Consider the following 22,768-nt stretch of genomic DNA (forward strand, 5'->3'; position numbering starts at 1 on the left):
GGTCCCCAGTCAGGTCGTCGTCGCCAGGGCGAACGGCAGCACCGCCTCCGCGCCCGCGTCCAGCAGCGCCGTGCCCGCCACGGTCATCGTCCACCCCGTGTCCACCCGGTCGTCCACCAGCAGGACCGGACCGGCGACGGTCCCGTCGAACCGCAGCCCGGCCCACAGCCCCGCCAGCCGCTGCGCGCTGTTGGCCCGCGCCCCGTGGCCCACGGACACCTCGCCCAGCAGCGGCAGCCGCCCGATGCCCGCGATCCGCTCGCCCAGGTCCCGCGCCAGCCGCGACCCGGACGCCACCGTCACCACGCCCACCGGCCGGGCCGCCCAGTCCCACGCGGCGAGCACCTTCACGCACCCGTCCACGACGTCGTCCGGCACCGGGCCGTCGGGTCCGGCGAACAGTTCACGCAGGCGGTTGCCCCACCCGATGTCCGTCAGCCGACCCAGCGCCCGTCCCGGCTCCAGCGGCCGCTTGATCTTCCCCGACAGCGGCACGCCCAGCGCGGACATGCCCGTGGGCCACAGCTTCTTCGGCGGGATCTCCACGCCCGGCCTGCGCAGCCGCTCGCGCGCGGCGTCCACGCCCGAGGCGGACACCTCCGCGCTCCAGCGGCGGCCGGTGCAGTTGTCGCAGCGTCCGCACGGCGCGGCGTGCGGGTCGTCCAGCGTGCGCAGCAGGAACTCCATGCGGCAGCCGTCGGTCGACTGGTACTCCAGGATCGCCCGCTGCTCGGCGTCGCGGGCCTCGGCGATGCGGCCGTACCGCGCGGCGTCGTACTCCCACGGCTGGCCCGTCGCCGTCCAGCCGCCCCGGACCCGCCGCACGGCCCCGTCCACGTCGAGGACCTTGAGCACCATCTCCAGCCGGTTGCGCGACAGCTCGACCAGCGGCTCCAGCGCGGGCGTCGAGATCGGCTTGTCCGTCAACGCGTCCAGCACCTGCCGCACCACCTGCTCGGGCGGGAACGCCAGCGAGGCGAAGTACGACCAGATGTCCTTGTCCTCGACGCCGGGCAGCAGCACCACGTCCGCCCGCTCGACGCCACGGCCCGCGCGCCCGATCTGCTGGTAGTACGCGATCGGCGACTGCGGGGCGCCCACGTGCACCACGAAGCCCAGGTCGGGCTTGTCGAAGCCCATGCCCAGCGCCGAGGTCGCCACCAGCGCCTTGACCCGGTTGGCCAGCAGGTCCTCCTCGGCCCGCAGCCGCTCCTCGGGGTCGGTGCGCCCGGTGTAGGCGGCGACGGGGAAACCGCGGTCGCGCAGGAAGCCCGCCAACTCCTCGGCGGCGGCCACCGTGAGCGTGTAGATGATCCCCGATCCGGTGAACCGCGGCAGGTTCTCCGCCAGCCACGCCAGGCGCGCCTGCGCCGTCGGCAGCCGCAGCACCGCCAGGTGCAGGCTCTCCCGGTCCAACGGCCCCCGCAGCACCGACGACGACCCCAGCTGCGCGGAGACGTCGCGCACCACCCGGTCGTTGGCGGTCGCCGTCGTGGCCAGCACGGGCACGCCCGCGGGAAGGTCGGCCAGCAGGGTGCGCAGCCGCCGGTAGTCCGGCCGGAAGTCGTGCCCCCAGTCGGAGATGCAGTGCGCCTCGTCGACCACCAGCATCCCGGCCGACGCGGTCAGCGACGGCAGCACCGTGTCCCGGAAATCGGGATTGTTCAGCCGTTCCGGTGAGACGAGCAGCACATCGACCTCGCCCGCGGTCACCTGCTCCTGCACCGCGGTCCACTCGCCCGGGTTCGCCGAGTTGATCGTCGCCGCGTGCACGCCCGCCTTCGCCGCGGCGGCCACCTGGTTGCGCATCAGCGCCAGCAGCGGCGAGACGATCACCGTCGGGCCCTCGCCCAGCTCCCGCAGCAGGGCCGTGGCCACGAAGTACACCGCCGACTTGCCCCACCCGGTGCGCTGCACGACCAGCGCCCGGCCGCGCTCGGCGACCAGCGTCCGGATCGCGGTCCACTGGTCCTCGCGCAGCCGGGCGCCCTCACCGGCCAGGGCGCGCAGCCGGCGTTCCGCCGATGCGCGCAGTGCCTGCTCGTCCACGCCTCCCTTGATACCTCAGACGCGGACGAGCACCTGCTCCAGGTCCTTGCGCACGAGGTCGGGCACGGTGGCGTCCGGCGCGGGGTAGCCCACCGGGATCACCGCGAACGCCTTCTCGTTGCGCGGGCGGTTGAGCACCTCGGACAGGAACTTCATCGGGCTGGGCGTGTGCGTCAGCGCCGCGAGGCCCGCCAGGTGCAGCGCGGTGATCAGCATGCCGACGGCGATCCCGACCGACTCGTCGACGTAGTAGTGCTTGTGCTGCTCGTCGCCGTCCAGGTAGTACCGCTGCTCGAAGACGACGATCAGGTAGGGCGCGTCGGTCAGGTGCGGCTTGTTCTGGTCCGTGCCCAGCGGGCGCAGCGCGGAGAGCCACTCCTCGCCGAGGCGGCCTGCGTAGGAGATCTGCTCCTCCCGCTCGGCGGCCTCGCGGATCTTCGCGCGCACCTCGGGGTCCTGCACGAGCACGAACGTCCACGGCTGCTGATGGGCCCCCGACGGCGCGGTGGAGGCGACGGCGATCGCGTCGAGCACCGCCTGTTCCGGCACCGGGTCGGTGGAGAAGGCGCGCACTGTGCGGCGCTGGTCCATCTTGGCGCGCAGTTCCGCGGACGCGCGCAGCGAGTCCTCCACGCTCATCCGCACCGGGTTGTACGGAACGGGCGTGTAGGGCTGATCGTGGATCGGTTCCCAAGCCATGGCAGGAGTGTTACAAGCAAACCGCGGCCGTACCTCATACCAGGTAGTCATAGGTCTACGCGACATGATCCGAACGGGCGCGGGTACCGTTACCGCCATGGCGGAACGCCGTATCGGGATCATGGGCGGCACCTTCGACCCGATCCACCACGGGCACCTCGTCGCGGCCAGCGAGGTGCAGGCGCGCTTCGACCTCGACGAGGTCGTGTTCGTGCCCACCGGCCACCCGTGGCAGAAGGGCGACCGCCGGGTCAGCGCCGCCGAGGACCGCTACCTGATGACGGTCGTGGCCACCGCGTCCAACCCGCGCTTCTCCGTCAGCCGGGTCGACATCGACCGCGAGGGCGCCACCTACACCGTCGACACCCTGCGCGACCTGCGCGGGCTCAACCCGGACGCGCAGCTGTTCTTCATCACCGGCGCCGACGCGCTGGCCCAGATCCTGTCCTGGCGCGACGCGGCCGAGCTGTTCACCCTCGCCCACTTCGTCGGCGTCACCCGTCCGGGCTACGACCTGGCGGACACGCACCTGCCCACCGGGTCGGTGAGCCTGGTCGAGGTGCCCGCCATGGCGATCTCGTCCACAGCCTGCCGGGAGCGGGTCGCCAAGGGGGAGCCGGTCTGGTACCTCGTGCCCGACGGCGTCGTGCAGTACATCTCCAAACGGCGGCTCTACGTCGGCGAACGCTGAGGCGGCGGGTACCCTCGACGGGTTGTGTCAGCGAATACCCCAAGGAGTGCCGTGGCAGCCACGGAGCAAGCCCGCGAGTTGGCCCTCGTCGCCGCGGCGGCGGCCGCCGACAAGAAGGCGACCGAGGTGGTCGTGCTCGACGTCTCCGACCAGCTCGTCATCACGGACTGCTTCGTCATCGCGTCGGCGGCCAACGAGCGGCAGGTCGGGGCCATCGTCGACAACGTCGAGGAGAAGATGCGCGCCGCGGGGACCAAGCCGGTCCGCCGCGAGGGCGCCCGCGAGGGCCGCTGGGTCCTGCTGGACTTCGTCGACGTCGTCGTGCACATCCAGCACGCCGAGGAGCGCTCGTTCTACAGCCTGGAGCGGCTGTGGAAGGACTGCCCGCGCGTCCCGTTCGAGGCCGGTCCGCCCGCGGAGGAGGACGACGCCACGTGACGCTGCGCAGGGTCGTGATGTGGCGGCACGGGGAGACGGACTACAACGCCACGGGCCGCATGCAGGGCCACATCGATTCCAACCTGACCGAGATCGGGTGGAACCAGGCCCGCTTCGCCGTGCCCGCGCTGGTGCGGTTCGCCCCGGACGTCGTCGTCACCTCCGACCTGCGCCGCGCCACCGACACCGCGACCGTGTTCAGCTCCGCGAGCGGCGTCCCCCTGCGCATTGACAAGCGTTTGCGCGAGACCCACCTGGGGCTGTGGCAGGGCAAGACCCTGACCGAGGTGGACGCGGAGTACCCGGGCGCCCGCAAGATCTGGCAGACCGACCCGACCTGGGCCCCGCCCGGCGGCGAGCCGCGCGTCGAGGTGGCCGCCCGGGCCGCCGAGGTGGTCGCCGACCTCGACGACGGCGACGCCGAGACCGCCCTGCTGTGCGCGCACGGCGGCCTGATCACCGCGCTGACCGCGCACCTGCTGAACCTGCCGCTGGAGAGCTGGCCCCTGCTCGCGGGCATCGGCAACTGCCACTGGACCGTGCTCGCCCGCCGCGAGACCAGCGGCATGGCCTGGCGGCTGATCGCCTACAACGCGGGCATCACCGGGTGACCACCCTGCTCGTGTTCGGCGACTCGCTGGCCTTCCACGGGCCGGACGGGCCGCATCCCGCCGACGATCCCCGGCTCTGGCCGAACCTGGCCGCGGCCGCGCTCGGCGGCTCGGCGGAGCTGTTCGCGGGCTTCGGCTGGACCGCCCGCGACGCGTACTGGTCGCTGGTCGGCGACCCGCGCGTATGGCCCGTGCTGCCGAAGGCGTCGGTGCTGGTCCTGGGCGTGGGCGGCATGGACACGCTGCCGTCGCCCGTGCCGACGTACCTGCGGGAGGGCATCCGCTACCTGCACTCCGACCGCGTCCGGCGGTGTGTGCGCTCGGCGTACCTGCGGTCGGTGCCGTACCTGTCCCGCGTGTCCCGGCGCGTGGCGCTGCCGCCCGCGCTGTCGGTGCGGTACCTGGACCGGACGCTGGGCGCGATCCGGGCTTTGCGCCCGTCGCTGCCCGCTGTCGCCGTGTTGCCGTCCGTGCACCGGTCGGAGGGGTACGCGGGGGTCCACCATGGTCGGGCGCCTGCTGTGCGCACGATCACATCGTGGGCGGCGTCGAACGGGGTGCCGCTGCTGGACCTGGCCGACATCGTGGGCGACCACGTGCTGAGCGGGCAGGGCAATCCCGACGGCATCCACTGGGGTTGGCAGGCGCACGAGCAGGTCGGCAAGGCGTTCGCCGAGCTGATCGGCCCGCTGCTCGACTGACGGCCGCCGGTTAGGCTCACGCACCGTGCCGTTCGCCGTAGTCACCGACTCGACCGCGTACCTCCCCGAGGGGTTCGCCGACCGGCACGCCGTCCACGTGGTCCCCCTGACCGTCCACATCGACGACGAGTCCGGCCGGGACGGCGTCGACATCGGCCCGGACGAACTGGCCCGAGCCCTCCGCGACCACCGCACGGTCACGACGTCCCGCCCGAACCCGGAGGCCTTCGCCGTCCGCTACCGCGCCCTCCTGGCGTCGGGGTACGAGGGTGTGGTCTCGGTGCACCTCTCGCGGGACCTGTCCGGCACGTGGGAGTCAGCCCGCCTGGCGGCCGACGAGGTCGACCCGACGCGCATCCACGTGGTCGACTCCCGGACCATCGCGATGGGCCTGGGCTTCGCGGCCCTCCGCGCGGCCTCGGTGGCCGCGGCGGGAGGCACCGGCGCGGAGGTCGAGGCCGCCGCGGTGGCCGCGGCGGCCCGCACCCGCTGCCTGTTCGTCGTGGAGACCTTGGAGTACCTCCGCCGAGGCGGCCGGATAGGCGCGGCGGCCGCCCTCTTCGGCACGGCCCTGTCGGTCAAGCCGGTCCTCCACGTGGCAGACGGCCGCATCCAGCCCCTTGAGAAGGTCCGCACGACAACCCGAGCCCTGTCCCGCCTGGTCGACCTGGCCTCGGCGGCCGTCGCCGAACTCCCCTCGGGCGAGGTCCGCATGGCCGTGCACCACCTGGGGGCACCAGAACGAGCGGCCGACCTGGCGGCCCGAGTGGACGAACGCCTCCCGGCATCAGCGGGCTGTTTCGTCAGCGAGGTAGGCGCGGTCATCGGCGCCCACACCGGTCCAGGAGTCCTGGGCATCGCGATCTGCACCTGAGTTATCCACAGGCGGCGGGGCGGGGGTGGCCGCGGGGTGAGCGCGGCTCCTACCGTCGATGGCATGAAGACGAAAGCCTCTGTGGACGAAGCCCTCGCCCGCCTCAGCCGCGCCATCGACCGCCCCTGGGACAACGGCTCCCTACCGTCCTATGCGGACCAACAGCACCCCATGACCCGCTTCTTCAACCGCTGGACCAAACCCTCAGGCGCCTTCACCGGCACCCTCCCCGCCTACCCAACCGAAGACCCCGACCACCCACCCCACACCCACCAACCCCTCCGCACCACCCTGAACTCACTCCGACGCACCCCCGCCAACCTGTCGACTGACGAATCGTCGACACTTCGCGCGGCTTCGGGTTCCTTCCGCCGTGCCTCCGACAACCTGTCGGCTGACGCGCCTTCGGCACTTCGCGCGGCTCAGGGTCCCTCCCGCCATGCCTCCGACAGCCTGTCGTCTGACCAACCCTCGGCACGGAGTGAGGTCTTGGCCGTGTCGGCCAGCCTGTCTTCCCACGCAGGTAAGCCAGACCTCCCCGAGTCCACCCCATCCCCAAGCCGCCGGACTCCCGCGCGCCAGGCACCCACCAGGACCGACCGCTACCAGCCGATCGACCCCGCCCCCACCGACCCGGACCTCGATCCCGACGACCTCGACCCTGATTCCGTCCTCGACCCCGAACCACCCCAGCGTCGTCGCCGTCGCCTGTCCCGTGCCGCCGCCGTCATCGCCGTGGCGGTAGGGGCCCTCCTCGCGGGCCTGATCGCACTGCCCAGCACCCCGGAAGCACCAGCGGCGGCACCCCCGACCGCCGCCCTGTCCGTAGACCAACCCAAACCGGCCGTCACCGTCGACATCCAAGGCAAGGTCAAGTCGCCCGGCGTCCGGGAACTCCCCACCGGCTCCCGGGTCATCGACGCCATCACGGCCAGCGGCGGCCCCCTCCCCGGAACCGACACCAGCGCCCTCAACCTCGCCCGCCGCCTCATCGACGGCGAGCAGATCCACGTCGGCGTCACCCCGCCCGCCGTCGCCGACCCGGCCAAACCACCGCTCACCAACCTCAACACAGCCCAGGTCTACCAACTGGACGCCCTGCCCGGCGTAGGAATCGTCACTGCCCAACGCATAGTCGAGTACCGCAACGCCCACGGCGGCTTCACCGAGATCAGCCAACTCCGCCAGATCGAAGGAATCGGCCCAGCCCGCTACGACAAACTCAAAGACCTAGTCACGGTCAGCTGACCCAACACCCCGGCCACACAGGCCGCCTCGCCGACGATCCATCGCTTCGAGCGGCCCGCTGTCTGCTGCGCACCCAGCCCCGTGAGCGGTGCGTGGCCATCCATCGGCCCGCCACAACTCCTGAGTTGCCCGGTCCCAGCCCCGCATCATTCACCCTCGTCGTCCACGTCCAGATTGGTCACTCATGTCCCGAGCAGCCCTCCGTCCGGACCCATGCGTTCACCAGGCAACCACGCGAGACCGTCCCGCCTCGCCTGGTCACCGCTCGCACGGGCGCGCCTCCGCACTCTCAACCCACCGGCACTCTGGCCCCTGCAGTGCAGCGCAAGCGTGCATCCCTTGCGCGCTCACCACTCCAACCTGCACCCATCCCTGCTGCGCGCTCCACGCGGCCCCGCTGTTCCTGCCCGCTGCGCCGCAACCGCCTGCCGATGCCAGCCCCAACCCGGCTGGGGTCCCCAACCCACCAGAAGTCCCTGACCTCGCAGCCGACCCGTCGGCCGCCAGCCCGCCGGGCACCCTCCTATCCGTAGCCGACCCGGCGGCCGCCAACGTGCTAGGCACTCCCGATCCGGCAGTCGACCCAGCGGCCGCCAACCTGCTAGGAGCCCTTGATTCCGCAGCCGACCCGGCGGCCGCCAACCTGTCAGGAGTCTTTGATTCCGCAACCGAACCAGCGGTCGCCAACCCGCTAGGCACCCCCGATCCCGCAGCCGACCCAGCGGCCGCTGATCCCGCCGCCGACTCGGCGGCCGCTAACCCGGTAGCTGGTCATGGCACGACACCCCGCACCGCCCGGTCGAAGCTTCGGTTGGTTCCGCCGCTTCCAGCGGACCGACGCCCGGCCGCGTCCATCTCCTCCCCGCCGAGCTCCTCCCCATCGATCTCCTGGTGTCCGCTTCTCTCCCCGCCCTGCACCGGCGTTCCCTGTCGGTTCGTCAGTCCGTTTGCCCCGCCTGGGGTTTGTTGTCGCTCGGCTCTCGGGCAGCGCCAGGGTGCTGCCCGGCTCAAGGAGGAATTGCCATGGTCCCGGCCAGCCACGACTGGCGGCTCGTCCCTGCCGCCGGGGTCGTTTGGGGGGCGGCGTTTCTCGGGCTCCTCGTCCACTGGGCGGCCGCGGCGGCGGTCGGGGTGGTGGCTGTGGGGGTGGCGGCGACGGTCATCGCGCGGGGGCGGGGCGGCGGGGTCCATGCGGCGTGGCCGTTGTTGGCGGCCGGGGTGCTTGCCGTCGTTCCCGTCGCCGAGCGCGTCCGGGGCGCGGGCGGGGATCCGCTTCGAGCCATGGCGGCCGCCGAGGTCGACGTCGTCATCCGCATCGAGGTGGCCGAGCGGCCTCGGCCTATCCGGTCCGCTGGATACGCCGGTACGCCAGCGGGGGTCCGCAGCGTGGTCATCGCCGCGCGTGCCGTCCCCACTCCCGCCGTACCCAGTGGCGGGGTGGTCGTCGTCTTCGCCCCGGCTGAGCGGTGGGGGCGGCTCCTCCCGGGGCAGCAGGCGACCGCGCAGGCGCGGTTGGCTCCGGCTCCGTCCGGCGATCTGACGGTGGCCACGGTGAACGTGCGCGGCCCTCCCTCCGATGTGGACGAACCCGGCGCCGCGCAGCGCATCGCGGGTGGGCTTCGGGCCGGGTTGCGGGAGACGGCGGCGGCGGTGCTAGGGCCGGAGGCGGCGGGGTTGCTGCCCGCCCTGGTCGTCGGCGACACCGACGGGCTCCCGCCGGGCGTCCGCGCGGACTTCGACACCGCGGGCATGACGCATCTGCTTGCCGTCAGCGGGGCGAATCTCGCGATCGTCGGCTTCTTCGCCCTGTTCCTGCTCCGCCTCCTGCGGGCGGGTCCGTGGACGGCGTCGGGTGGCGCCGCGGCGGCGATGGTCGGGTTCGTCGTGTTGGCCGGGCCGGAGCCGAGCGTGCTGCGGGCCGCCGTCATGGGGGTCATCGGGCTGCTGGCGCTGGCGCTCGGCCGGGAGAAGTCGACGCTGCCCGCGCTCGCGGTGGCGGTGGTGGGCCTCGTCGCGGTCGACCCCGCGATGGCGGTGTCCTTCGGGTTCGTCCTGTCCGTGCTCGCCACCACCGGCTTGGTGCTGATCGCGCCGCGGTGGGCGGTGGCGTTGCAGCGGAGGCGGGTGCCGCCGGGCATCGCCGAGGCGCTGGCCGTCCCGGCGGCCGCGCACTTGGTTACCGCGCCCGTGGTGGCGGGGATGAGCGGTCAGGTGAGCCTGGTCGCGGTGGTGGCCAACCTGGTGGCCGCGCCGGTCGTCGCGCCCGCGACGGTGTTGGGCGTGGTCGCTGCGCTCGTGGCGCCGGTGTGGTCGGGCGCGGCCGAGGTCCTGGTCGCGGTCGCCGGGCCGGAGACGGAGTGGCTGATTGCCGTCGCCGACCACGCCGCGGCGGTGCCGGGTGCGGCCGTGCCGTGGCCGGACGGCTGGTGGGGCGGGTTGGCAGCGGCTGCGGCCGCCTGCGTGCTCGTCTTGGCGGTCCGCCTGCCCAGGACGCGGGCGTTGGTGGCGTTGGGGCTCGTCGGCGCGCTGCTGGTGGTCATCCCGGTGCGGGTGGTGTTGCCGGGATGGCCGCCGGATGGGTGGGCCGCTGTGTTCTGCGACGTCGGGCAGGGCGACGGCGCGGTGCTCGCCACGGCCGAGCCGGGGACGGTCGTGGTGGTCGACACCGGGCCCGAGCCCGGACCGCTCGTCGAGTGCCTCGACCGGCTCGACGTCACGCGGGTGGCCGCGGTCGTGCTCAGCCACCTGCACGCCGACCACATCGGCGGCCTGCCCGCCGTGCTGGACCGGTGGCCGCCCGGCGCGGTCGTGGTCGGGCCAGGCAGACAGCCCGACTGGGCGTGGGACCGCGTGCGCGACACCGCCGAGGGCACGCCCGTGGTGGAGCTGACCGCCGGGCGCAGGCTCGCCTGGCCCGGACTGACCATCGACGTACTACACCCGAAAGGAGGGGATGCCGAAACGGAGGACGCCGACGGCAGCGCGATCAACAACGCCTCGCTCGTCCTGCTCGCCCGCACGGGCGCTGGCCGGGTCCTGCTGACCGGCGACATCGAGCTCACCGCCCAGGCCGACCTGGTGGCGTCCGGGGCCGACCTGGCCGCCGAGGTGGTGAAGGTGCCGCACCACGGCAGCCGGTTCAGCGACCCGGCGTTCATGGCCGCCGTCCGGCCGAGGCTGGCGGTGGTCAGCGTCGGGGCGCGCAACCGCTACGGCCACCCGAACCCGGGCACGCTCGCCGCGCTCGCCCGGATCGGCGCGCGCACCGCGCGCACCGACGCCGGGGGAGACGTCGCCGTGCTGCCCGGGCCCGTCCTGGTGTCCAGGGGACCGCCCTGAGGCTGGCGCCCAGGGTGTCGCCGTGGGCTGGTGCCCGGGGGCGGCCCTGAGGCTGGTGCCCAGGGTGCTGGCCGGTGGGCTGGTGCCAGGAGCCGCCCTGAGAGGCGGTGCCCGGGGTGCTGGCCGGTGGGCTGGTGCCAGGAGCCGCCCTGGGAGGCGGTGTTCAGGGGGCCGCCCCGAGGGCGGTGTCCAGAGGGCTGGTGCTCAGAGGCCGCTCTGAGAGGTGGTGTCCAGGGCCGCCCTCAGAGCGGTGCCCAGAGGGCAGCCCTGAGAAGCGGTGTCCGGAGAGCCGCCCTGAGCCGGGGCCCAGGGGGTCGTCTTGGGAGTCCGGTGTGGACTCAGCTGTCCAGGGCGGCGCGGACGGCTGCGGTGTTCGGGGGGACGACGGCCTTGGGGCCGATGTGGTTCTCGACCGCGTCGAGGGTCTTGAGGCCGTCCCCGGTGATGAGCAGCACCGTGTCCGCGTCCGGGTCGAGCTGGCCGGTCTCGATGAGCTTCTTCGCCGTGGCGACGGTGACGCCGCCCGCGGTCTCGGCGAAGATGCCCTCGGTCCTGGCCAGCAGGCGGATGCCCTCGACGACCTCCTCGTCCGTGACGTCCTCCACCGCGCCACCTGTGCGGCGGACGGTGTCGAGGACGTAGGGGCCGTCGGCGGGGGCGCCGATGGCCAGCGAGCGGGCGATGGTGTTGGGCTTCACCGGGACGACGACGTCCTGGTCGGCCTTGTACGCCGCCGACACCGGCGAGCAGCCGGTGGCCTGCGCGCCGAAGACGCGGTACGGGGTGTCCTCGACCAGGCCGAGGGTGGCCAGCTCGCGGAAGGCCTTGTCCACCTTGGTGAGCTGGGAGCCGGAGGCGACCGGGATGACCACCTGGCCGGGCAGGCGCCAGCCGAGCTGCTCGGCGACCTCGTAGCCGAGGGTCTTCGAGCCCTCCGCGTAGTACGGGCGCACGTTGACGTTGACGAACGCCCAGTCCTCGTTCTCCGCGGCGAGCTCGGTGGCCAGGCGGTTGACGTCGTCGTAGTTGCCGTCGACGGCGATCAGCGAGCCGTCGTACACCGCGGAGGTGAGGATCTTGGCGCGTTCGAGAGAGGAGGGGATCAGCACAACCGAATCCCAGCCCGCGCGGGCGGCCGCGGCGGCCACGGCGTTGGCCAGGTTGCCCGTGGACGGGCAGGCGAGCACCTTGAAGCCGAGCTTGCGGGCCGCGGCGAGGGCGACGGCGACGACCCGGTCCTTGAACGAGTGGGTCGGGTTGCCGGTGTCGTCCTTGACCCACAGCGACTTGACGCCCAGGGCGGCGGCGAGGCGGTCGGCCTTCACCAGCCGGGTGAAGCCGGGGTCGGTGTTGGGGTGGGACTCCACGTCCGGCGGGACGGGCAGCAGGCGGCGGTAGCGCCAGATCGACTTGGGGCCCGCCTCGATGTCGGCCCGGGTGACCGAGCCGAAGTCGTAGGCCACCTCGAGGGGGCCGAAACACTCAGCACAGGCGAATTCCGGGGCGAGGGGGATCTGGTGACCGCACTCGCGGCACGAGAGGGCGCGCGCGGGACCGAGGTCGAGGGCGGGCGTGATGTCCACAGCAGTCATCGCGAGGTATCTCCTCATCTCTCCCGCGTCCGCGGGTCGGAATTGGCACCGTGGTCGTGGCCGCCCTCGCACATGGAGGTGACACTCACGCCGGTTGCCGGGGCTTCTTCGGGCCGTTCCCTCTGCCCCTCTGGATGAGCGGTATTCAGTTGTACGGGCCCGGTTCGGGCCTCGCCCGACACGCTACGACAACCAGGGGCCGGGTGACCAACAGGATGTCCATCATGCGAGAGCCCTTGCGCTACCCGCCGGTGTCGGCGTGGCATGGCAGGATGCCGGTGTGAAGTCCCCCGCGGCCGCCCCCGCCCCCTTGCAGCTCGTGCTGGGCGAGGAGGAACTGCTGGTCGAGCGCGCCGTCCGCGCCGCGCTCGACGCCGCCCGGCTGGCCGACCCGGCCGCCGACCTGACCCGGGTGCGGGTGGCCGACCTCACACCCCCCGAGCTGGCCGAACTCGTCTCGCCGTCGCTGTTCGCCGAGGGGCGCGTCGTGGTGCTCGACGCCGCGCAGGAGATCACCCAGGACATCGCCGCCGCCGTCGCGAGCTACGCCAAGGCGCCCGCGGAGGGCATCGTCCTCGTCGTCGCCCACAACGGCGGCGGCCGCAAGGCGGGCAAGGACCTCGTCGCCGCATTGCGCAAGCTCGGAGCGGTCGTCACCGAGTGCGCGAAGATCACCAAGCCAGCCGAGCGCGAGGCCTTCGTCCGCGAGGAGGTCCGCGGGGCGGGCGGGCGCGTCGACGGCGCGGCCGTCGCCGCCCTGATCGACTCGGTCGGCTCGGACCTGCGCGAGCTGGCCGCCGCGGCGGCCCAGCTGGTCGCCGACACCGGCGGGACGGTCACCGAGGAGGCCGTGCGCCGCTACCACCGCGGCCGCGCCGACGTCACCGGCTTCGCCGTCGCGGAGAAGGCCGTCACCGGCGACGTCGGGGGCGCGCTGGAGGCGCTGCGCTGGGCCCTGCAGCTGGGCGTCGCCCACGTCCTGGTCGCCGACGCGCTGGCCGACGCCGTCCGCACGATCGCCCGGGTCGCAGGCGCCGGGCGCGCCGACCCGTTCCGGCTGGCCCAGCAGCTCGGCATGCCGCCGTGGAAGGTCAAGAAGGCCGTCGCCCAGTCGCGCGGCTGGCGCGCCGAGGGCCTGGTGACGGCCATGCAGATCGCTGCGGAGGTCAACGCCGACGTCAAGGGCGCGGCCGTGGACGCCGACTACGCGCTGGAGCGCGCCGTCCTCCGGCTGGCCCGCGCCCGCGGCCTGTGAGGCTTGTGCGGTCGTTCGCATCGGCGGCGGCCGCGGGATGAAGACGGTGACAAGTTCGCCCGGATGCCTTGTGCCGCAGTCGGGAAGTGGGCTCGGATAGGCGTGATCACGTCGTCTCCGATGGGGGATCGCGCCGATGAATCGCCGTGGAACAGCCGCGCTTCTCGCCTTGCTCATGGTGTTCGCCGCCATCGGTCCAGCGGCCGCGGAACCCGTCTCGCTCACCCAGAACCACCGCTGCGCCTTCCCGCTGATCGGCGAGCGGACCGTGCCGGTGATCGTCAGCGGCGACATCCCGGCGTACGCGGCGATCGGCGACACCGTGGAGACCTATGTGGGCATCGGCGTCCGGTTCACCGAGGCGGACCTGGGATTCCACCGCCCCGACACGATCGGCGGCACCGCCCGGCTCGAGGTGACGATCGACAAGCCGGACGGGGACCACGTGGTCACCCTCCCGGTCGACCTCGCCGACCGGGACGTGCCCCAGAGCGGCGGGTTCACGATCCACGACTCCGTGCGCCTGCCCGCCGTCACCGTCACCGCGCCCGGCGAGATCCGGTTCCACGTGCGCTCGGCCGACCTCGTCCTGCGGGTCCGCAAGGGCGGCGAGGGGTACGACTCCGCCTGCTCGGCCGAGCCCGCCGACACGCTGCTCGGCACGGTCCGCGCGCCGACGCCCGCTGTCCCGGTCACGCGGACGCTCGACCACGAATGCGCGCTGCCGCTGATCGGCAACCAGCGGCTCGCGATCACCGTGGTGGCCGAGATCCCCGGCACCGCCCCGCGCGGCGAGCCGGTCGGCCCGCTGCCGTTCACCGTGCGGGTCGAGTTCACCGAGCAGGCGACCCAGGCGTTCCGGCTGGTCGGCGCGGGCTGGTTCCGCGGCACGGCGGACATGGCCGTGGACATCCAGACCCCGGCAGGAGTGCGGCGGACGACCGCCGCCATCCGGTTCGTGGAGACGGCCATCCCGGAGAGCGGTCGGTTCACCGTCGAGGGCACGGGCTGGCACCCGCCGGTGACCTTCACCGACGCGGGCGTCAACCGGCTCGTCCTCGCCGACTCGACCATCCACATGCGACTGCGCAGCGTGAACCCGAGCCCGGACCCGCCGGAGACCGTGCCCGTCACGTGCCGGATCGTCCCCGGTCAGGACCCGCTCCTGGCCGAGGTGGTCACCCCGGGCGAGGTCGGGCCGCCCGTCGACCTGACCGTCGTGGCCACGACCCACGACAGTGTGCACCTCGCGTGGAAGCCGCCAGCCGGTTCGGAAGTCGCGGGCTATCGCGTGTCCACGGGCGATCAGGTGTCCGATGTGGAGGATGCCGAGGCCGTCGTCCGCGGCCTGGCGCCGGACACCGACCACACCATCCGGGTCGTCTCCCTCGACGCCGAGGGCAACGCGTCCGAGCCCGCCCAGATCACCGCCCGGACAAGGAAAGCCGAGATCGCCTACACCCTCAGCGGCGAGACGACCATCAAGGCGTCGCGCGCCACCGTCCCCCTGACCGGACGCGTCGACGCCACCCTGGGCGCCGCCGACACCTACACCGCGGACGTCACCCTCGACCCGACCACCGCGAGGCTCACCGTCCTGGGCGTCCTCCCGGTCGAGGCGGACGTCGTCTTCATGCCCGCCACCAGCGCAGGCGGTCTCGCCGACGGAACGCTCACAACCCGGACGTCGGTCGGGGTGACCGTGCCCGGGCTGACCGTCCTCGGCTTCCCGATCGCCCTGCACCCGGCCTGCGGCACGATCGTCGACCTGGCGGTGAGCGCCCCGTTCGACCCGGCCGCGGGCAGTGTCCTGACCGGCGGCTACACCCTGCCGCCGCTCACCGGCTGCGGCAGGCTCACCGACCTCGTCAACCACTTCGCGGCCGGTCCCGGCAACACCGTGAGCGTCACGCTCTCGCCCGCGGCGTCGTGATCAGCGCGGCCAGGGCGTACCCCAGGCTCACCGGCACCACCGCGGAGGCCAGGGAACCCCAGTCGCCCAGCACCTCGCCGCCCAGCCAGAGCAGCAGGAACGCGAAGACCGGCCCGAGCGCGGCCACCGGCGCCGCGGGCAGCACGCCGACCAGCCGCAGCCCCCACGCCGCCAGCCCGATCCCGCTGACCAGCACGATCGTTACGCCCAGCAGGAAGCCGACGAAAGCCGCCCCGATCGCGCAGCCCCACCCCGGCGCGTCCGGGCAGCTGACGTCGTCCGCGCCAACAAGCGTGAACACCGCTGACGGCCAGGCCGACAGCACGGCCCACCAGGCCAGGACCACCGCGCCGCCCACCCCGGCCGCCGCGAGCGCCCGACCGGCCGGTCCCCCGAGCATCCCCATGGGACCGGATCCTCGCAGGCGCGGCGGCGGGCCGGGTCAGCGCGGTTCCTCCCGGCTGGCCATGATCTCGTCGCGGCGGGTCAGCCGGTGCTTGCGCCGGATCTCGGCCTCCCGCAGCCGCCGGTGGTCCTCCTCGGTCTCCGGCAGCAGCGGTGGCACCGCCCGGGGCTGGCCGTCGGCGTCGACGGCGACGAACACCAGGTAGGCCGTCGCCACCCGGACCTGCGGCACGCCCGCCCGGTCCCACGGCTCGGCCAGCACCCGCACGCCCACCTCCATCGACGAGCGGCCCGCCCAGTTGACCTGCGCGTGGGCGTGCACGAGATCGCCGACCCGGACGGGGTGCAGGAACGTCATGCCGTCCATCGCCGCGGTCACGGCGGGACCGCCGGAGTGGCGCTGCGCCACCGCGCCCGCGACGTCATCGACCAGCTTCATGACCACGCCACCGTGGACGGTGCCGAGCAGGTTGGTGTCCACCGCGGTCATGATGTGCGACAGCGATGTTCGCGCCGCCGACGGGGGTTTGGGCTCCATGCCCGCGAGTCTGCCCCATCAGCGCCGGGCCAACCCGATCCAGTAGCGCCGCATCTCGTCGGGCGAGCCCTCCAGGACGCCGCCGTGGTGCTCGATGGTCCGCGCGGAGGCGAGGTTGTCGACCTCGCAGACGAGCAGCACCCGATCGAGTCCCAGAGCCCGCGCCCGGTCGAGCATCCGGCCCAGCGCCCAGGTGGCCAGCCCCCGGCCGCGCGCGGACGGTCGGACGCCGTAGCCGATGTGGCCCGCGCGCCGGACGAACTCGTCGAACTCGTGCCGCAGCGCGATGCCGCCGAGCACCTGATCGCCGTCGACGATCCAGCGATAGGTGCACCTGGGCTGGGCGAGCCGCGCCACCCAGGCGGCGAAGCCCGAGGGGGAGTGGGGATCGTCGGAGGGGAGCAGCCCGAAGCCGTCCTCGTGGACGCCCGGACCCCACTCGGCGTGCGCCTCGAGCCAGGCGGCGCGCAGCCGCGCGGTGGGGGCGATGAGGTCGGGCACGGGATCCCCCAGGGGATACACGACGGCGCCGCACCCGGGATGCGGGTGCGGCGCCGAGGAGAGAGTGTCAGCCCAGCTTGTTGAAGCGCAGCGCCATCGCCGACTTCTTGTTCGCGGCCTGGTTGGCGTGGATGACGCCCTTGCTGGCGGCCTTGTCCAGGGCCCGGCCAGCCTCGCGCAGCAGGGTCTCGGCCTGGGCCTTCTCGCCCGCCTCCGCGGCCTCGCGGAACTTGCGCACCGCGGTCTTGACCGAGGACTTCACGGCCTTGTTGCGCTGACGGCGCTTCTCGTTGGTCTTGATGCGCTTCATCTGGGACTTGATGTTGGCCATGGCTCAGCCCTTCCTACGCGGTGTGGTGTGTCGCGACGCACTTCGGTCGGCTCCGGGCGGACCCGGTTCTCCTCCACAGCGGAGTGCCGTACGGCGCGACGAGCCAGGTTAACAGGCTCACCCCTCGTCGGAGGACTTGGGTGGCCTGCCCCGCCGGGCGGGCCCGCCCGCGTCCGAGGGCAGCCGCCCGGCCTCGGCCAGCGCCCGGCGCAGCAGGAACTCGATCTGGGCGTTGACGCTGCGCAGCTCGTCCCCGGCCCACCTGGCCACCGCGTCGTGGATGGCGGGGTCCAGGCGGAGGAGGATCTTCTTGCGCTCGGCCATCAGGTGTAGAGCGACCCCGTGTTCACCACCGGCTGGGCGTCGTGGTCGCTGCACAGCACCACCAGCAGGTTGGACACCATCGCCGCCTTGCGCTCCTCGTCCAGCTCGACGACGTCGTGCGCGGCCAGCTCGTCCAGGGCCAGCTGCACCATCCCGACCGCGCCTTCCACGATCCGCGCCCTCGCCGCGACCACCGCGCCCGCCTGCTGGCGGCGCAGCATCGCCATGGCGATCTCCGGGGCGTAGGCCAGGTGCGTGATCCGCGACTCGATGATGCGCACGCCCGCTGCCTCGACCCGGGCGGCGACCTCGGCCGACAGCTTCTGGGTGATCTCGTCGGCGTTCTCCCGCAGGGAGAGCCGGTTGATGTCGCTGTGCTCGTCGTACGGGTACGAGGTGGCGATGTGGCGCACCGCGGTCTCGGTCTGGATGCCGACGAACTCGATGAAGTCGTCCACCTCGAACACCGCCCGCGCGGTGTCCTCGACCTGCCACACCACGACCGCGGCGATCTCGATCGGGTTGCCCTCGGCGTCGTTGACCTTCATGACCGCGGTCTCGTGGTTGCGGATGCGCGTGGAGACCCGCTTGCGCGTGGTGAACGGGTTCACCCAGCGCAGACCGTCGAGCCGCAGCGTGCCGGTGTAGCGGCCAAGGAACTGCAGCACGCGGGCCTCGTTCGGGTTGACCATGGTCAGCCCGCCGAACGCCACCGCGGCCGCGATGACGGCCAGCGCGCCGAGCACGACCGTCGCGGTCGCCATCCCGGTGCCCATCCCGATGCCGCCCGCGAACCCGGCGATGCCCGTGCCGACGAGCGCGAGCCCGCCCAGGCAGAGCACGACGCCGACGCCCGCCATGGGCAGACCGGCCGTGGTCATCGCGACCTTCTCGCGCACGTGCGGCGGCGGCAGGACCGGAACCGACTCGGTGATGGCCATGAGAGACCCCCTCTGCTAGCTGATGTCTAGCAAAGTGATATCACATTTTCTGGAGTCAGCGCCAGCCGTACCGCTCCCGCAGTGCGGCGGCGACCAGGTCGAAGCGGTCCCTGGCCAGCACGGCGCCCTCCCGCCTGATGTCGTCCTCGCCCAGCTCGAAGAGGCGGTCCAGCCGGACCCACGACACCCGCCCGTCCCGGTCCCACGCGCCCGAGCCCAGCTCCAGCCAGTCGTCGAGGTCGAAGCGGCGCGGGGCCTTGCTCGTGAGCTGCAGGGCGCGCAGGGTCCGCCCGGCCCGGCCGACGACCAGCAGCGGCCGGTCCTTGCCGCGCGCGGGGTCGTCCTCGTAGGGCACCCACGCCCAGACGACCTCGCCCGGGTCGGCGTCGCCGTCCAGCGCCGGGGCGTACTCCAGGGACTCGGGACGGTCGGCGGTCGGCACCTGCCAGACCGCGCCGCGCGCCGGGCGCGGGTCGTCGGAAGTCAGCATGGCGTCGGACAGTACTGCCGCGCGGACTCCGGTAGGACGATAGACATGGAGTTCCTGAGCAGCAGACTGATCATCCGCCCGGTCGACCGGCAGCGGTCGCTCGCCTTCTACCGGGACACCCTCGGCCTGGCCGTGTTCCGGGAGTTCCCCGGCGGCACGGTGTTCTTCACCGGCAACGGCCACCTGGAGGTCTCCGGCCGGGGCCACGGCCCGCCGAGCCCCGACCTGGCGATCTGGCTGCAGGTGCGCGACCTCGCCGCCGCGGTGGCCGAATTGCGCGAGAAGGGCGTGCCCATCGTCAGGGAGCCGAGGCTGGAGCCGTGGGGCCTGCGCGAGTCGTGGCTGGCCGACCCGGACGGCATCCGGATCGTGCTGGTCGAGGTGCCGCCCGAGCACCCGATGCGCCTGGACAGCCGCAAGCCCTGAACCGTCAGCGGTCCGTAATGACCGGACGGGCCGGAGCGGGACCATGATTGTCCGCATGTGGATGAAGCGCGCCCTGGGGGCCGCCGCGATCGTGCTCGTGACCACCGCCTGCGGGCAGTCGCCGGACAACGCGGCCCAGCCCGGCCCGACCACCGGCACCACGACCACCGCCACGGCCGCGCCGAGCGGGACCACCGCCGCGAGCGACCCGGTCGTGCCCGAGAAGCTGCGGTTCAGCGCCAAGACCGTCGGCGGCGGCACATTCGAGGGAGCGAGCCTGGCTGGCAAGCCCGCCGTCCTGTGGTTCTGGGCGCCCTGGTGCCCCAAGTGCCAGCGGGAGGCGTCGGGCATCGCGGCCGCGGCGGAGCGGTCCGAGGTGGCCTTCGTCGGCGTCGCGGCCAACGACACCGAGGGCGAGATGCGCCGGTTCATCGACGAGCGCGGCGTCGGCGGCTTCCCGCACCTGGCCGACGAGCAGGCCGAGGTCTGGGCGCACTTCGGCGTCGCGGCCCAGCCCGCCTACGCCTTCATCAGCTCGGCAGGCGAGGTCGAGGTCGTCACCGCCCAGCTCACCGAGCAGGAGCTGATGGCGAAGGTCGCCGGGCTCACATGACTGAACTCGGCGTGGCCCTGCTCGCGGGCATGCTCGCCACGGTCAACCCGTGCGGGTTCGCCATGCTGCCGGGCTACCTCGCGCTGGTCGTCTCCGGACAGGACCGCAGTGTCCGGCTGGGCAGGGCGCTGGCCGCCGCTGGCACGATGACCGCCGGGTTCGTGCTGGTCTTCGGCGTGTTCGGGCTGCTCAGCGTGCCGCTGCTGTCGCTGTTGCAGCAGTGGCTGCCCGTGCTGACCGTGGTCATCGGCGCCGCCCTGGTCGTGCTCGGGGCGGTGCTGCTGACCGGCCGCGAGCCCACGCTGCTGCTGCCGAAGCTCAAGCGCGGCGCGCCCACGGCCCGGGTCGGCTCCATGCTCGGCTACGGCGTGGCCTACGCGGTCGCGTCGCTGTCCTGCACGATCGGACCGTTCCTGGCGGTCGCGGGCGTGTCCCTGCGCCAGGGCGACGTGCTCGACGGGCTGGTCTCGTTCGTCACCTACGCGCTCGGGATGGGCCTGGTCGTGGCCGTGCTGGCCGTCGCGGCGGCGTTCTCGGTGAACACCGGGGTGCGGCGCGTGCTCCCGCACGTCAACCGGGTCGTGGGCGGTCTGCTGGTGCTCGCCGGCCTGTACGTGGCCTATTACGGCGTGCACGAACTGCGCGTGGCCCACGCCGACGCCGACCCGGACGACCCGATCATCGCCGCGGCCGGGAACGTGCAGGCCACGCTGGCCGAGTGGGTCGACGCGGCGGGGCCGTGGCCGTTCGCCGTCGCGCTCACCCTGGGTGTCGGTCTGATCGCCCTGTGGCGCGCCAACCGGCGGTCGGTGCCGGATAAGGGCTGACCGCACCGCGCATGGGACGATAGGGACGACCCATTGACCATGCGAGGGACCTGAGTGGCTACGTTCGCGGACACGACCTTCACGGCGCCGGAGCAGATCCGCAACTTCTGCATCATCGCCCACATCGACCACGGGAAGTCGACCCTGGCCGACCGCATGTTGCAGATCACCGGCGTGGTCGAGGAACGCGCCATGCGGGCCCAGTACCTCGACCGCATGGACATCGAGCGCGAGCGCGGCATCACCATCAAGGCGCAGAACGTGCGGCTGCCCTGGGTCGTCGACGGCGGCGAGCACGTGCTGCACATGATCGACACCCCCGGGCACGTCGACTTCACCTACGAGGTCTCCCGCGCGCTGGACGCCTGCGAGGGCGCGATCCTGCTGGTCGACGCCGCCCAGGGCATCGAGGCGCAGACGCTGGCCAACCTGTACCTGGCGATGGACCGCGACCTGCACATCATCCCGGTGCTGAACAAGATCGACCTGCCCGCCGCCGACCCGGAGAAGTACGCCGCCGAGCTGGCGAACATCATCGGCTGCGAGCCGACGGACGTGCTGCGCGTGTCGGCCAAGACCGGGGTGGGCGTCAAGGAGCTCCTGGACGAGGTCGTCCGCCAGGTCCCGGCCCCGGTCGGCCAGGCGGACGCGCCCGCCCGCGCGATGATCTTCGACTCGGTCTACGACACCTACCGCGGCGTGGTCACCTACATCCGCGTGGTCGACGGCAAGATCACCCCGCGCGAGCGGATCAGGATGATGTCGACCGGCGCGACGCACGAGCTGCTGGAGGTCGGGATCATCTCTCCCGAGCCCAAGCCGTGCAAGGGCCTGGGCGTCGGCGAGGTGGGCTACCTGATCACCGGCGTGAAGGACGTCCGCCAGTCCCGGGTCGGCGACACCGTGACCTCCGAGCGCAAGGGCGCGACCGAGGCGCTGGCGGGCTACCGCGAGCCGCGCCCGATGGTCTACTCGGGCCTGTACCCGGTCGACGGGTCGGACTACCCGGACCTGCGCGAGGCGCTGGACAAGCTGCAGCTCAACGACGCGGCGCTGACCTTCGAGCCGGAGACCTCCGCCGCGCTGGGCTTCGGCTTCCGCTGCGGCTTCCTCGGCCTGCTGCACCTGGAGATCACCCGCGACCGGCTGGAGCGCGAGTTCGGCCTCGACCTGATCTCCACCGCGCCGAACGTCGTCTACCGGGTGATCACCGACGACGGCAAGGAGCTGACGGTCACCAACCCCTCGGACTGGCCGGTGGGCAAGATCGCCAGCGTGTTCGAGCCGGTCACCCGGTGCACGATCATCTCCCCCGGGGAGTACATCGGCGCGATCATGGAGCTGTGCCAGGGCAAGCGCGGCCAGCTGCTGGGCATGGACTACCTGTCCGAGGACCGCGTCGAGCTGCGCTACACCATGCCCCTCGGCGAGATCATCTTCGACTTCTTCGACGCGCTGAAGTCCCGCACCCGCGGCTACGCCTCGCTGGACTACGAGGAGTCGGGCGAGCAGGAGTCGGAGCTGGTCAAGGTCGACATCCTGCTGCAGGGCGAGCCGGTGGACGCCTTCAGCGCGATCGTGCACCGCGAGGCCGCCTACGGCTACGGCACCCGCATGGCCACCAAGCTGCGCGAGCTGATCCCGCGCCAGCAGTTCGAGGTGCCCATCCAGGCCGCCATCGGCTCCCGGGTGATCGCCCGCGAGACGATCCGCGCCATCCGCAAGGACGTCCTCGCCAAGTGCTACGGCGGTGACATCACCCGGAAGCGCAAGCTGCTGGAGAAGCAGAAGGAAGGCAAGAAGCGGATGAAGATGGTGGGCCGCGTCGAGGTCCCCCAGGAGGCCTTCGTCGCCGCGCTCTCCACCGACGAGCCGACCGCGGACAAGAAGAAGAAGTAATCCTGTCGGTCCCCTGCGGTAGGAAGTGCGCGGGGAGGTCGTC

General features: G+C 72.8%; 23 protein-coding genes and 1 riboswitch. Of the genes, 13 read left to right on the forward strand and 10 right to left on the reverse strand.

The window, feature by feature from the left end:
• Nucleotides 1-9: 9 nt before the first annotated feature.
• Nucleotides 10-2,049, reverse strand: coding sequence for a RecQ family ATP-dependent DNA helicase (locus tag Actkin_RS06955; RefSeq protein WP_258906420.1), 2,040 nt, complete (start codon nucleotides 2,047-2,049; stop codon nucleotides 10-12).
• 15 nt (nucleotides 2,050-2,064) lie between these two features.
• Nucleotides 2,065-2,748, reverse strand: a complete 684-nt coding sequence (locus Actkin_RS06960; protein WP_189212110.1) for a nitroreductase family protein — start codon at nucleotides 2,746-2,748, stop codon at nucleotides 2,065-2,067.
• Nucleotides 2,749-2,845: 97 nt separating this feature from the next.
• Here Actkin_RS06960 and nadD point away from each other — a divergent pair, with 97 nt between their 5' ends.
• The 7 genes from nadD to Actkin_RS06995 all read left to right on the forward strand — a co-directional run bounded on the left by nadD (nucleotide 2,846) and on the right by Actkin_RS06995 (nucleotide 10,650).
• Nucleotides 2,846-3,439 carry a nicotinate-nucleotide adenylyltransferase gene (nadD, locus tag Actkin_RS06965; protein ID WP_189212109.1) on the forward strand — a complete coding sequence of 198 codons (594 nt, stop codon included), beginning with the start codon at nucleotides 2,846-2,848 and terminating at the stop codon, nucleotides 3,437-3,439.
• Nucleotides 3,440-3,490: 51 nt separating this feature from the next.
• A complete protein-coding gene (gene rsfS / locus Actkin_RS06970; protein WP_189212108.1) occupies nucleotides 3,491-3,877 on the forward strand; it encodes a ribosome silencing factor in 387 nt (128 codons plus the stop codon).
• Entirely contained in the window at nucleotides 3,874-4,488 is a 615-nt protein-coding gene (locus tag Actkin_RS06975) for a histidine phosphatase family protein (RefSeq protein WP_189212107.1), read from the forward strand. Before rsfS ends, Actkin_RS06975 begins: the two co-directional genes overlap by 4 nt.
• A complete protein-coding gene (gene octT, locus Actkin_RS06980; RefSeq protein WP_258906422.1) occupies nucleotides 4,485-5,189 on the forward strand; it encodes a diglucosylglycerate octanoyltransferase in 705 nt (234 codons plus the stop codon). Before Actkin_RS06975 ends, octT begins: the two co-directional genes overlap by 4 nt.
• A gap of 25 nt (nucleotides 5,190-5,214) precedes the next feature.
• Nucleotides 5,215-6,063: a DegV family protein gene (locus tag Actkin_RS06985; RefSeq protein WP_258906423.1), complete on the forward strand. Its 849-nt coding sequence runs from the start codon at nucleotides 5,215-5,217 to the stop codon at nucleotides 6,061-6,063.
• Between the two features lie 63 nt (nucleotides 6,064-6,126).
• On the forward strand, nucleotides 6,127-7,311 hold the full coding sequence (locus Actkin_RS06990) for a ComEA family DNA-binding protein (protein ID WP_258906424.1): 1,185 nt from the start codon (nucleotides 6,127-6,129) through the stop codon (nucleotides 7,309-7,311).
• A 1,023-nt stretch (nucleotides 7,312-8,334) separates the two neighbouring features.
• Complete coding sequence (locus Actkin_RS06995) at nucleotides 8,335-10,650, forward strand: ComEC/Rec2 family competence protein (protein ID WP_258906425.1); 2,316 nt, start codon at nucleotides 8,335-8,337, stop codon at nucleotides 10,648-10,650.
• A gap of 338 nt (nucleotides 10,651-10,988) precedes the next feature.
• Here the strand turns inward: Actkin_RS06995 and thrC are convergent, their stop codons facing one another.
• A complete protein-coding gene (thrC, locus tag Actkin_RS07000) occupies nucleotides 10,989-12,242 on the reverse strand; it encodes a threonine synthase (RefSeq protein WP_258906426.1) in 1,254 nt (417 codons plus the stop codon).
• Nucleotides 12,243-12,253: 11 nt separating this feature from the next.
• A riboswitch (SAM riboswitch) is annotated at nucleotides 12,254-12,383 on the reverse strand.
• Between the two features lie 139 nt (nucleotides 12,384-12,522).
• Between thrC and holA the strand changes: the two genes are divergently transcribed.
• Together holA and Actkin_RS07010 are read left to right on the forward strand one after the other, a co-directional pair.
• On the forward strand, nucleotides 12,523-13,497 hold the full coding sequence (gene holA / locus Actkin_RS07005) for a DNA polymerase III subunit delta (RefSeq protein ID WP_189212102.1): 975 nt from the start codon (nucleotides 12,523-12,525) through the stop codon (nucleotides 13,495-13,497).
• Nucleotides 13,498-13,633: 136 nt separating this feature from the next.
• On the forward strand, nucleotides 13,634-15,430 hold the full coding sequence (locus tag Actkin_RS07010; protein WP_258906427.1) for a fibronectin type III domain-containing protein: 1,797 nt from the start codon (nucleotides 13,634-13,636) through the stop codon (nucleotides 15,428-15,430).
• Here the strand turns inward: Actkin_RS07010 and Actkin_RS07015 are convergent.
• The 7 genes from Actkin_RS07015 to Actkin_RS07045 all read right to left on the reverse strand — a co-directional run bounded on the left by Actkin_RS07015 (nucleotide 15,405) and on the right by Actkin_RS07045 (nucleotide 18,960).
• Nucleotides 15,405-15,836, reverse strand: coding sequence for a hypothetical protein (locus tag Actkin_RS07015; RefSeq protein ID WP_258906428.1), 432 nt, complete (start codon nucleotides 15,834-15,836; stop codon nucleotides 15,405-15,407). The genes Actkin_RS07010 and Actkin_RS07015 overlap by 26 nt on opposite strands.
• 36 nt (nucleotides 15,837-15,872) lie before the next feature.
• Entirely contained in the window at nucleotides 15,873-16,373 is a 501-nt protein-coding gene (locus Actkin_RS07020) for an acyl-CoA thioesterase (RefSeq protein ID WP_258906429.1), read from the reverse strand.
• Nucleotides 16,374-16,391: 18 nt separating this feature from the next.
• A complete protein-coding gene (locus Actkin_RS07025) occupies nucleotides 16,392-16,874 on the reverse strand; it encodes a GNAT family N-acetyltransferase (protein WP_258906430.1) in 483 nt (160 codons plus the stop codon).
• 67 nt (nucleotides 16,875-16,941) lie between these two features.
• Nucleotides 16,942-17,205, reverse strand: a complete 264-nt coding sequence (gene rpsT / locus Actkin_RS07030; RefSeq protein ID WP_189212097.1) for a 30S ribosomal protein S20 — start codon at nucleotides 17,203-17,205, stop codon at nucleotides 16,942-16,944.
• Nucleotides 17,206-17,322: 117 nt separating this feature from the next.
• Nucleotides 17,323-17,529 carry a type II toxin-antitoxin system antitoxin gene (locus tag Actkin_RS07035; RefSeq protein ID WP_189212096.1) on the reverse strand — a complete coding sequence of 69 codons (207 nt, stop codon included), beginning with the start codon at nucleotides 17,527-17,529 and terminating at the stop codon, nucleotides 17,323-17,325.
• Nucleotides 17,529-18,470 carry an SPFH domain-containing protein gene (locus Actkin_RS07040; RefSeq protein WP_258906431.1) on the reverse strand — a complete coding sequence of 314 codons (942 nt, stop codon included), beginning with the start codon at nucleotides 18,468-18,470 and terminating at the stop codon, nucleotides 17,529-17,531. The genes Actkin_RS07035 and Actkin_RS07040 overlap by 1 nt, the downstream gene beginning before the upstream one ends.
• A gap of 55 nt (nucleotides 18,471-18,525) precedes the next feature.
• Nucleotides 18,526-18,960, reverse strand: a complete 435-nt coding sequence (locus Actkin_RS07045) for a type II toxin-antitoxin system PemK/MazF family toxin (RefSeq protein ID WP_189212094.1) — start codon at nucleotides 18,958-18,960, stop codon at nucleotides 18,526-18,528.
• Nucleotides 18,961-19,005: 45 nt separating this feature from the next.
• Here Actkin_RS07045 and Actkin_RS07050 point away from each other — a divergent pair, with 45 nt between their 5' ends.
• Genes Actkin_RS07050 through lepA form a run of 4 tightly spaced genes read left to right on the forward strand, consistent with a single transcriptional unit; the run spans nucleotide 19,006 to nucleotide 22,725 of the window.
• Nucleotides 19,006-19,386 (forward strand): VOC family protein, encoded by a 381-nt coding sequence (locus tag Actkin_RS07050; protein ID WP_189212093.1) that lies wholly within the window; start codon nucleotides 19,006-19,008, stop codon nucleotides 19,384-19,386.
• Between the two features lie 55 nt (nucleotides 19,387-19,441).
• Nucleotides 19,442-19,999, forward strand: a complete 558-nt coding sequence (locus Actkin_RS07055; protein ID WP_258906432.1) for a redoxin domain-containing protein — start codon at nucleotides 19,442-19,444, stop codon at nucleotides 19,997-19,999.
• A complete protein-coding gene (locus Actkin_RS07060; RefSeq protein WP_258906433.1) occupies nucleotides 19,996-20,826 on the forward strand; it encodes a cytochrome c biogenesis CcdA family protein in 831 nt (276 codons plus the stop codon). The genes Actkin_RS07055 and Actkin_RS07060 overlap by 4 nt, the downstream gene beginning before the upstream one ends.
• A gap of 54 nt (nucleotides 20,827-20,880) precedes the next feature.
• The gene (gene lepA, locus Actkin_RS07065) at nucleotides 20,881-22,725 is read left to right on the forward strand and encodes a translation elongation factor 4 (RefSeq protein ID WP_189212090.1); all 1,845 of its coding nucleotides are present in this window, start codon (nucleotides 20,881-20,883) and stop codon (nucleotides 22,723-22,725) included.
• The last annotated feature ends 43 nt before the right edge of the window (nucleotides 22,726-22,768 follow it).

Origin of the sequence: Actinokineospora sp. UTMC 2448, from assembly GCF_024760565.1 — a bacterium.
GTDB lineage: Bacteria > Actinomycetota > Actinomycetes > Mycobacteriales > Pseudonocardiaceae > Actinokineospora > Actinokineospora fastidiosa.

Bases quoted from the DNA above. Each gene is read 5' to 3' on its own strand.
- Actkin_RS07060 (WP_258906433.1), top strand. From the start codon at position 19,996: ATGACTGAACTCGGCGTGGCCCTGCTCGCGGGCATGCTCGCCACGGTC.
- Actkin_RS07055 (WP_258906432.1), top strand. From the start codon at position 19,442: ATGTGGATGAAGCGCGCCCTGGGGGCCGCCGCGATCGTGCTCGTGACC.
- Actkin_RS06990 (WP_258906424.1), top strand. From the start codon at position 6,127: ATGAAGACGAAAGCCTCTGTGGACGAAGCCCTCGCCCGCCTCAGCCGC.
- Actkin_RS06960 (WP_189212110.1), bottom strand. From the start codon at position 2,748: ATGGCTTGGGAACCGATCCACGATCAGCCCTACACGCCCGTTCCGTAC.
- Actkin_RS07045 (WP_189212094.1), bottom strand. From the start codon at position 18,960: ATGCTGACTTCCGACGACCCGCGCCCGGCGCGCGGCGCGGTCTGGCAG.
- rpsT (WP_189212097.1), bottom strand. From the start codon at position 17,205: ATGGCCAACATCAAGTCCCAGATGAAGCGCATCAAGACCAACGAGAAG.
- Actkin_RS07040 (WP_258906431.1), bottom strand. From the start codon at position 18,470: ATGGCCATCACCGAGTCGGTTCCGGTCCTGCCGCCGCCGCACGTGCGC.
- Actkin_RS07010 (WP_258906427.1), top strand. From the start codon at position 13,634: ATGAATCGCCGTGGAACAGCCGCGCTTCTCGCCTTGCTCATGGTGTTC.
- Actkin_RS07015 (WP_258906428.1), bottom strand. From the start codon at position 15,836: ATGGGGATGCTCGGGGGACCGGCCGGTCGGGCGCTCGCGGCGGCCGGG.
- Actkin_RS07050 (WP_189212093.1), top strand. From the start codon at position 19,006: ATGGAGTTCCTGAGCAGCAGACTGATCATCCGCCCGGTCGACCGGCAG.
- Actkin_RS06995 (WP_258906425.1), top strand. From the start codon at position 8,335: ATGGTCCCGGCCAGCCACGACTGGCGGCTCGTCCCTGCCGCCGGGGTC.
- Actkin_RS07035 (WP_189212096.1), bottom strand. From the start codon at position 17,529: ATGGCCGAGCGCAAGAAGATCCTCCTCCGCCTGGACCCCGCCATCCAC.
- nadD (WP_189212109.1), top strand. From the start codon at position 2,846: ATGGCGGAACGCCGTATCGGGATCATGGGCGGCACCTTCGACCCGATC.
- thrC (WP_258906426.1), bottom strand. From the start codon at position 12,242: ATGACTGCTGTGGACATCACGCCCGCCCTCGACCTCGGTCCCGCGCGC.
- Actkin_RS07020 (WP_258906429.1), bottom strand. From the start codon at position 16,373: ATGGAGCCCAAACCCCCGTCGGCGGCGCGAACATCGCTGTCGCACATC.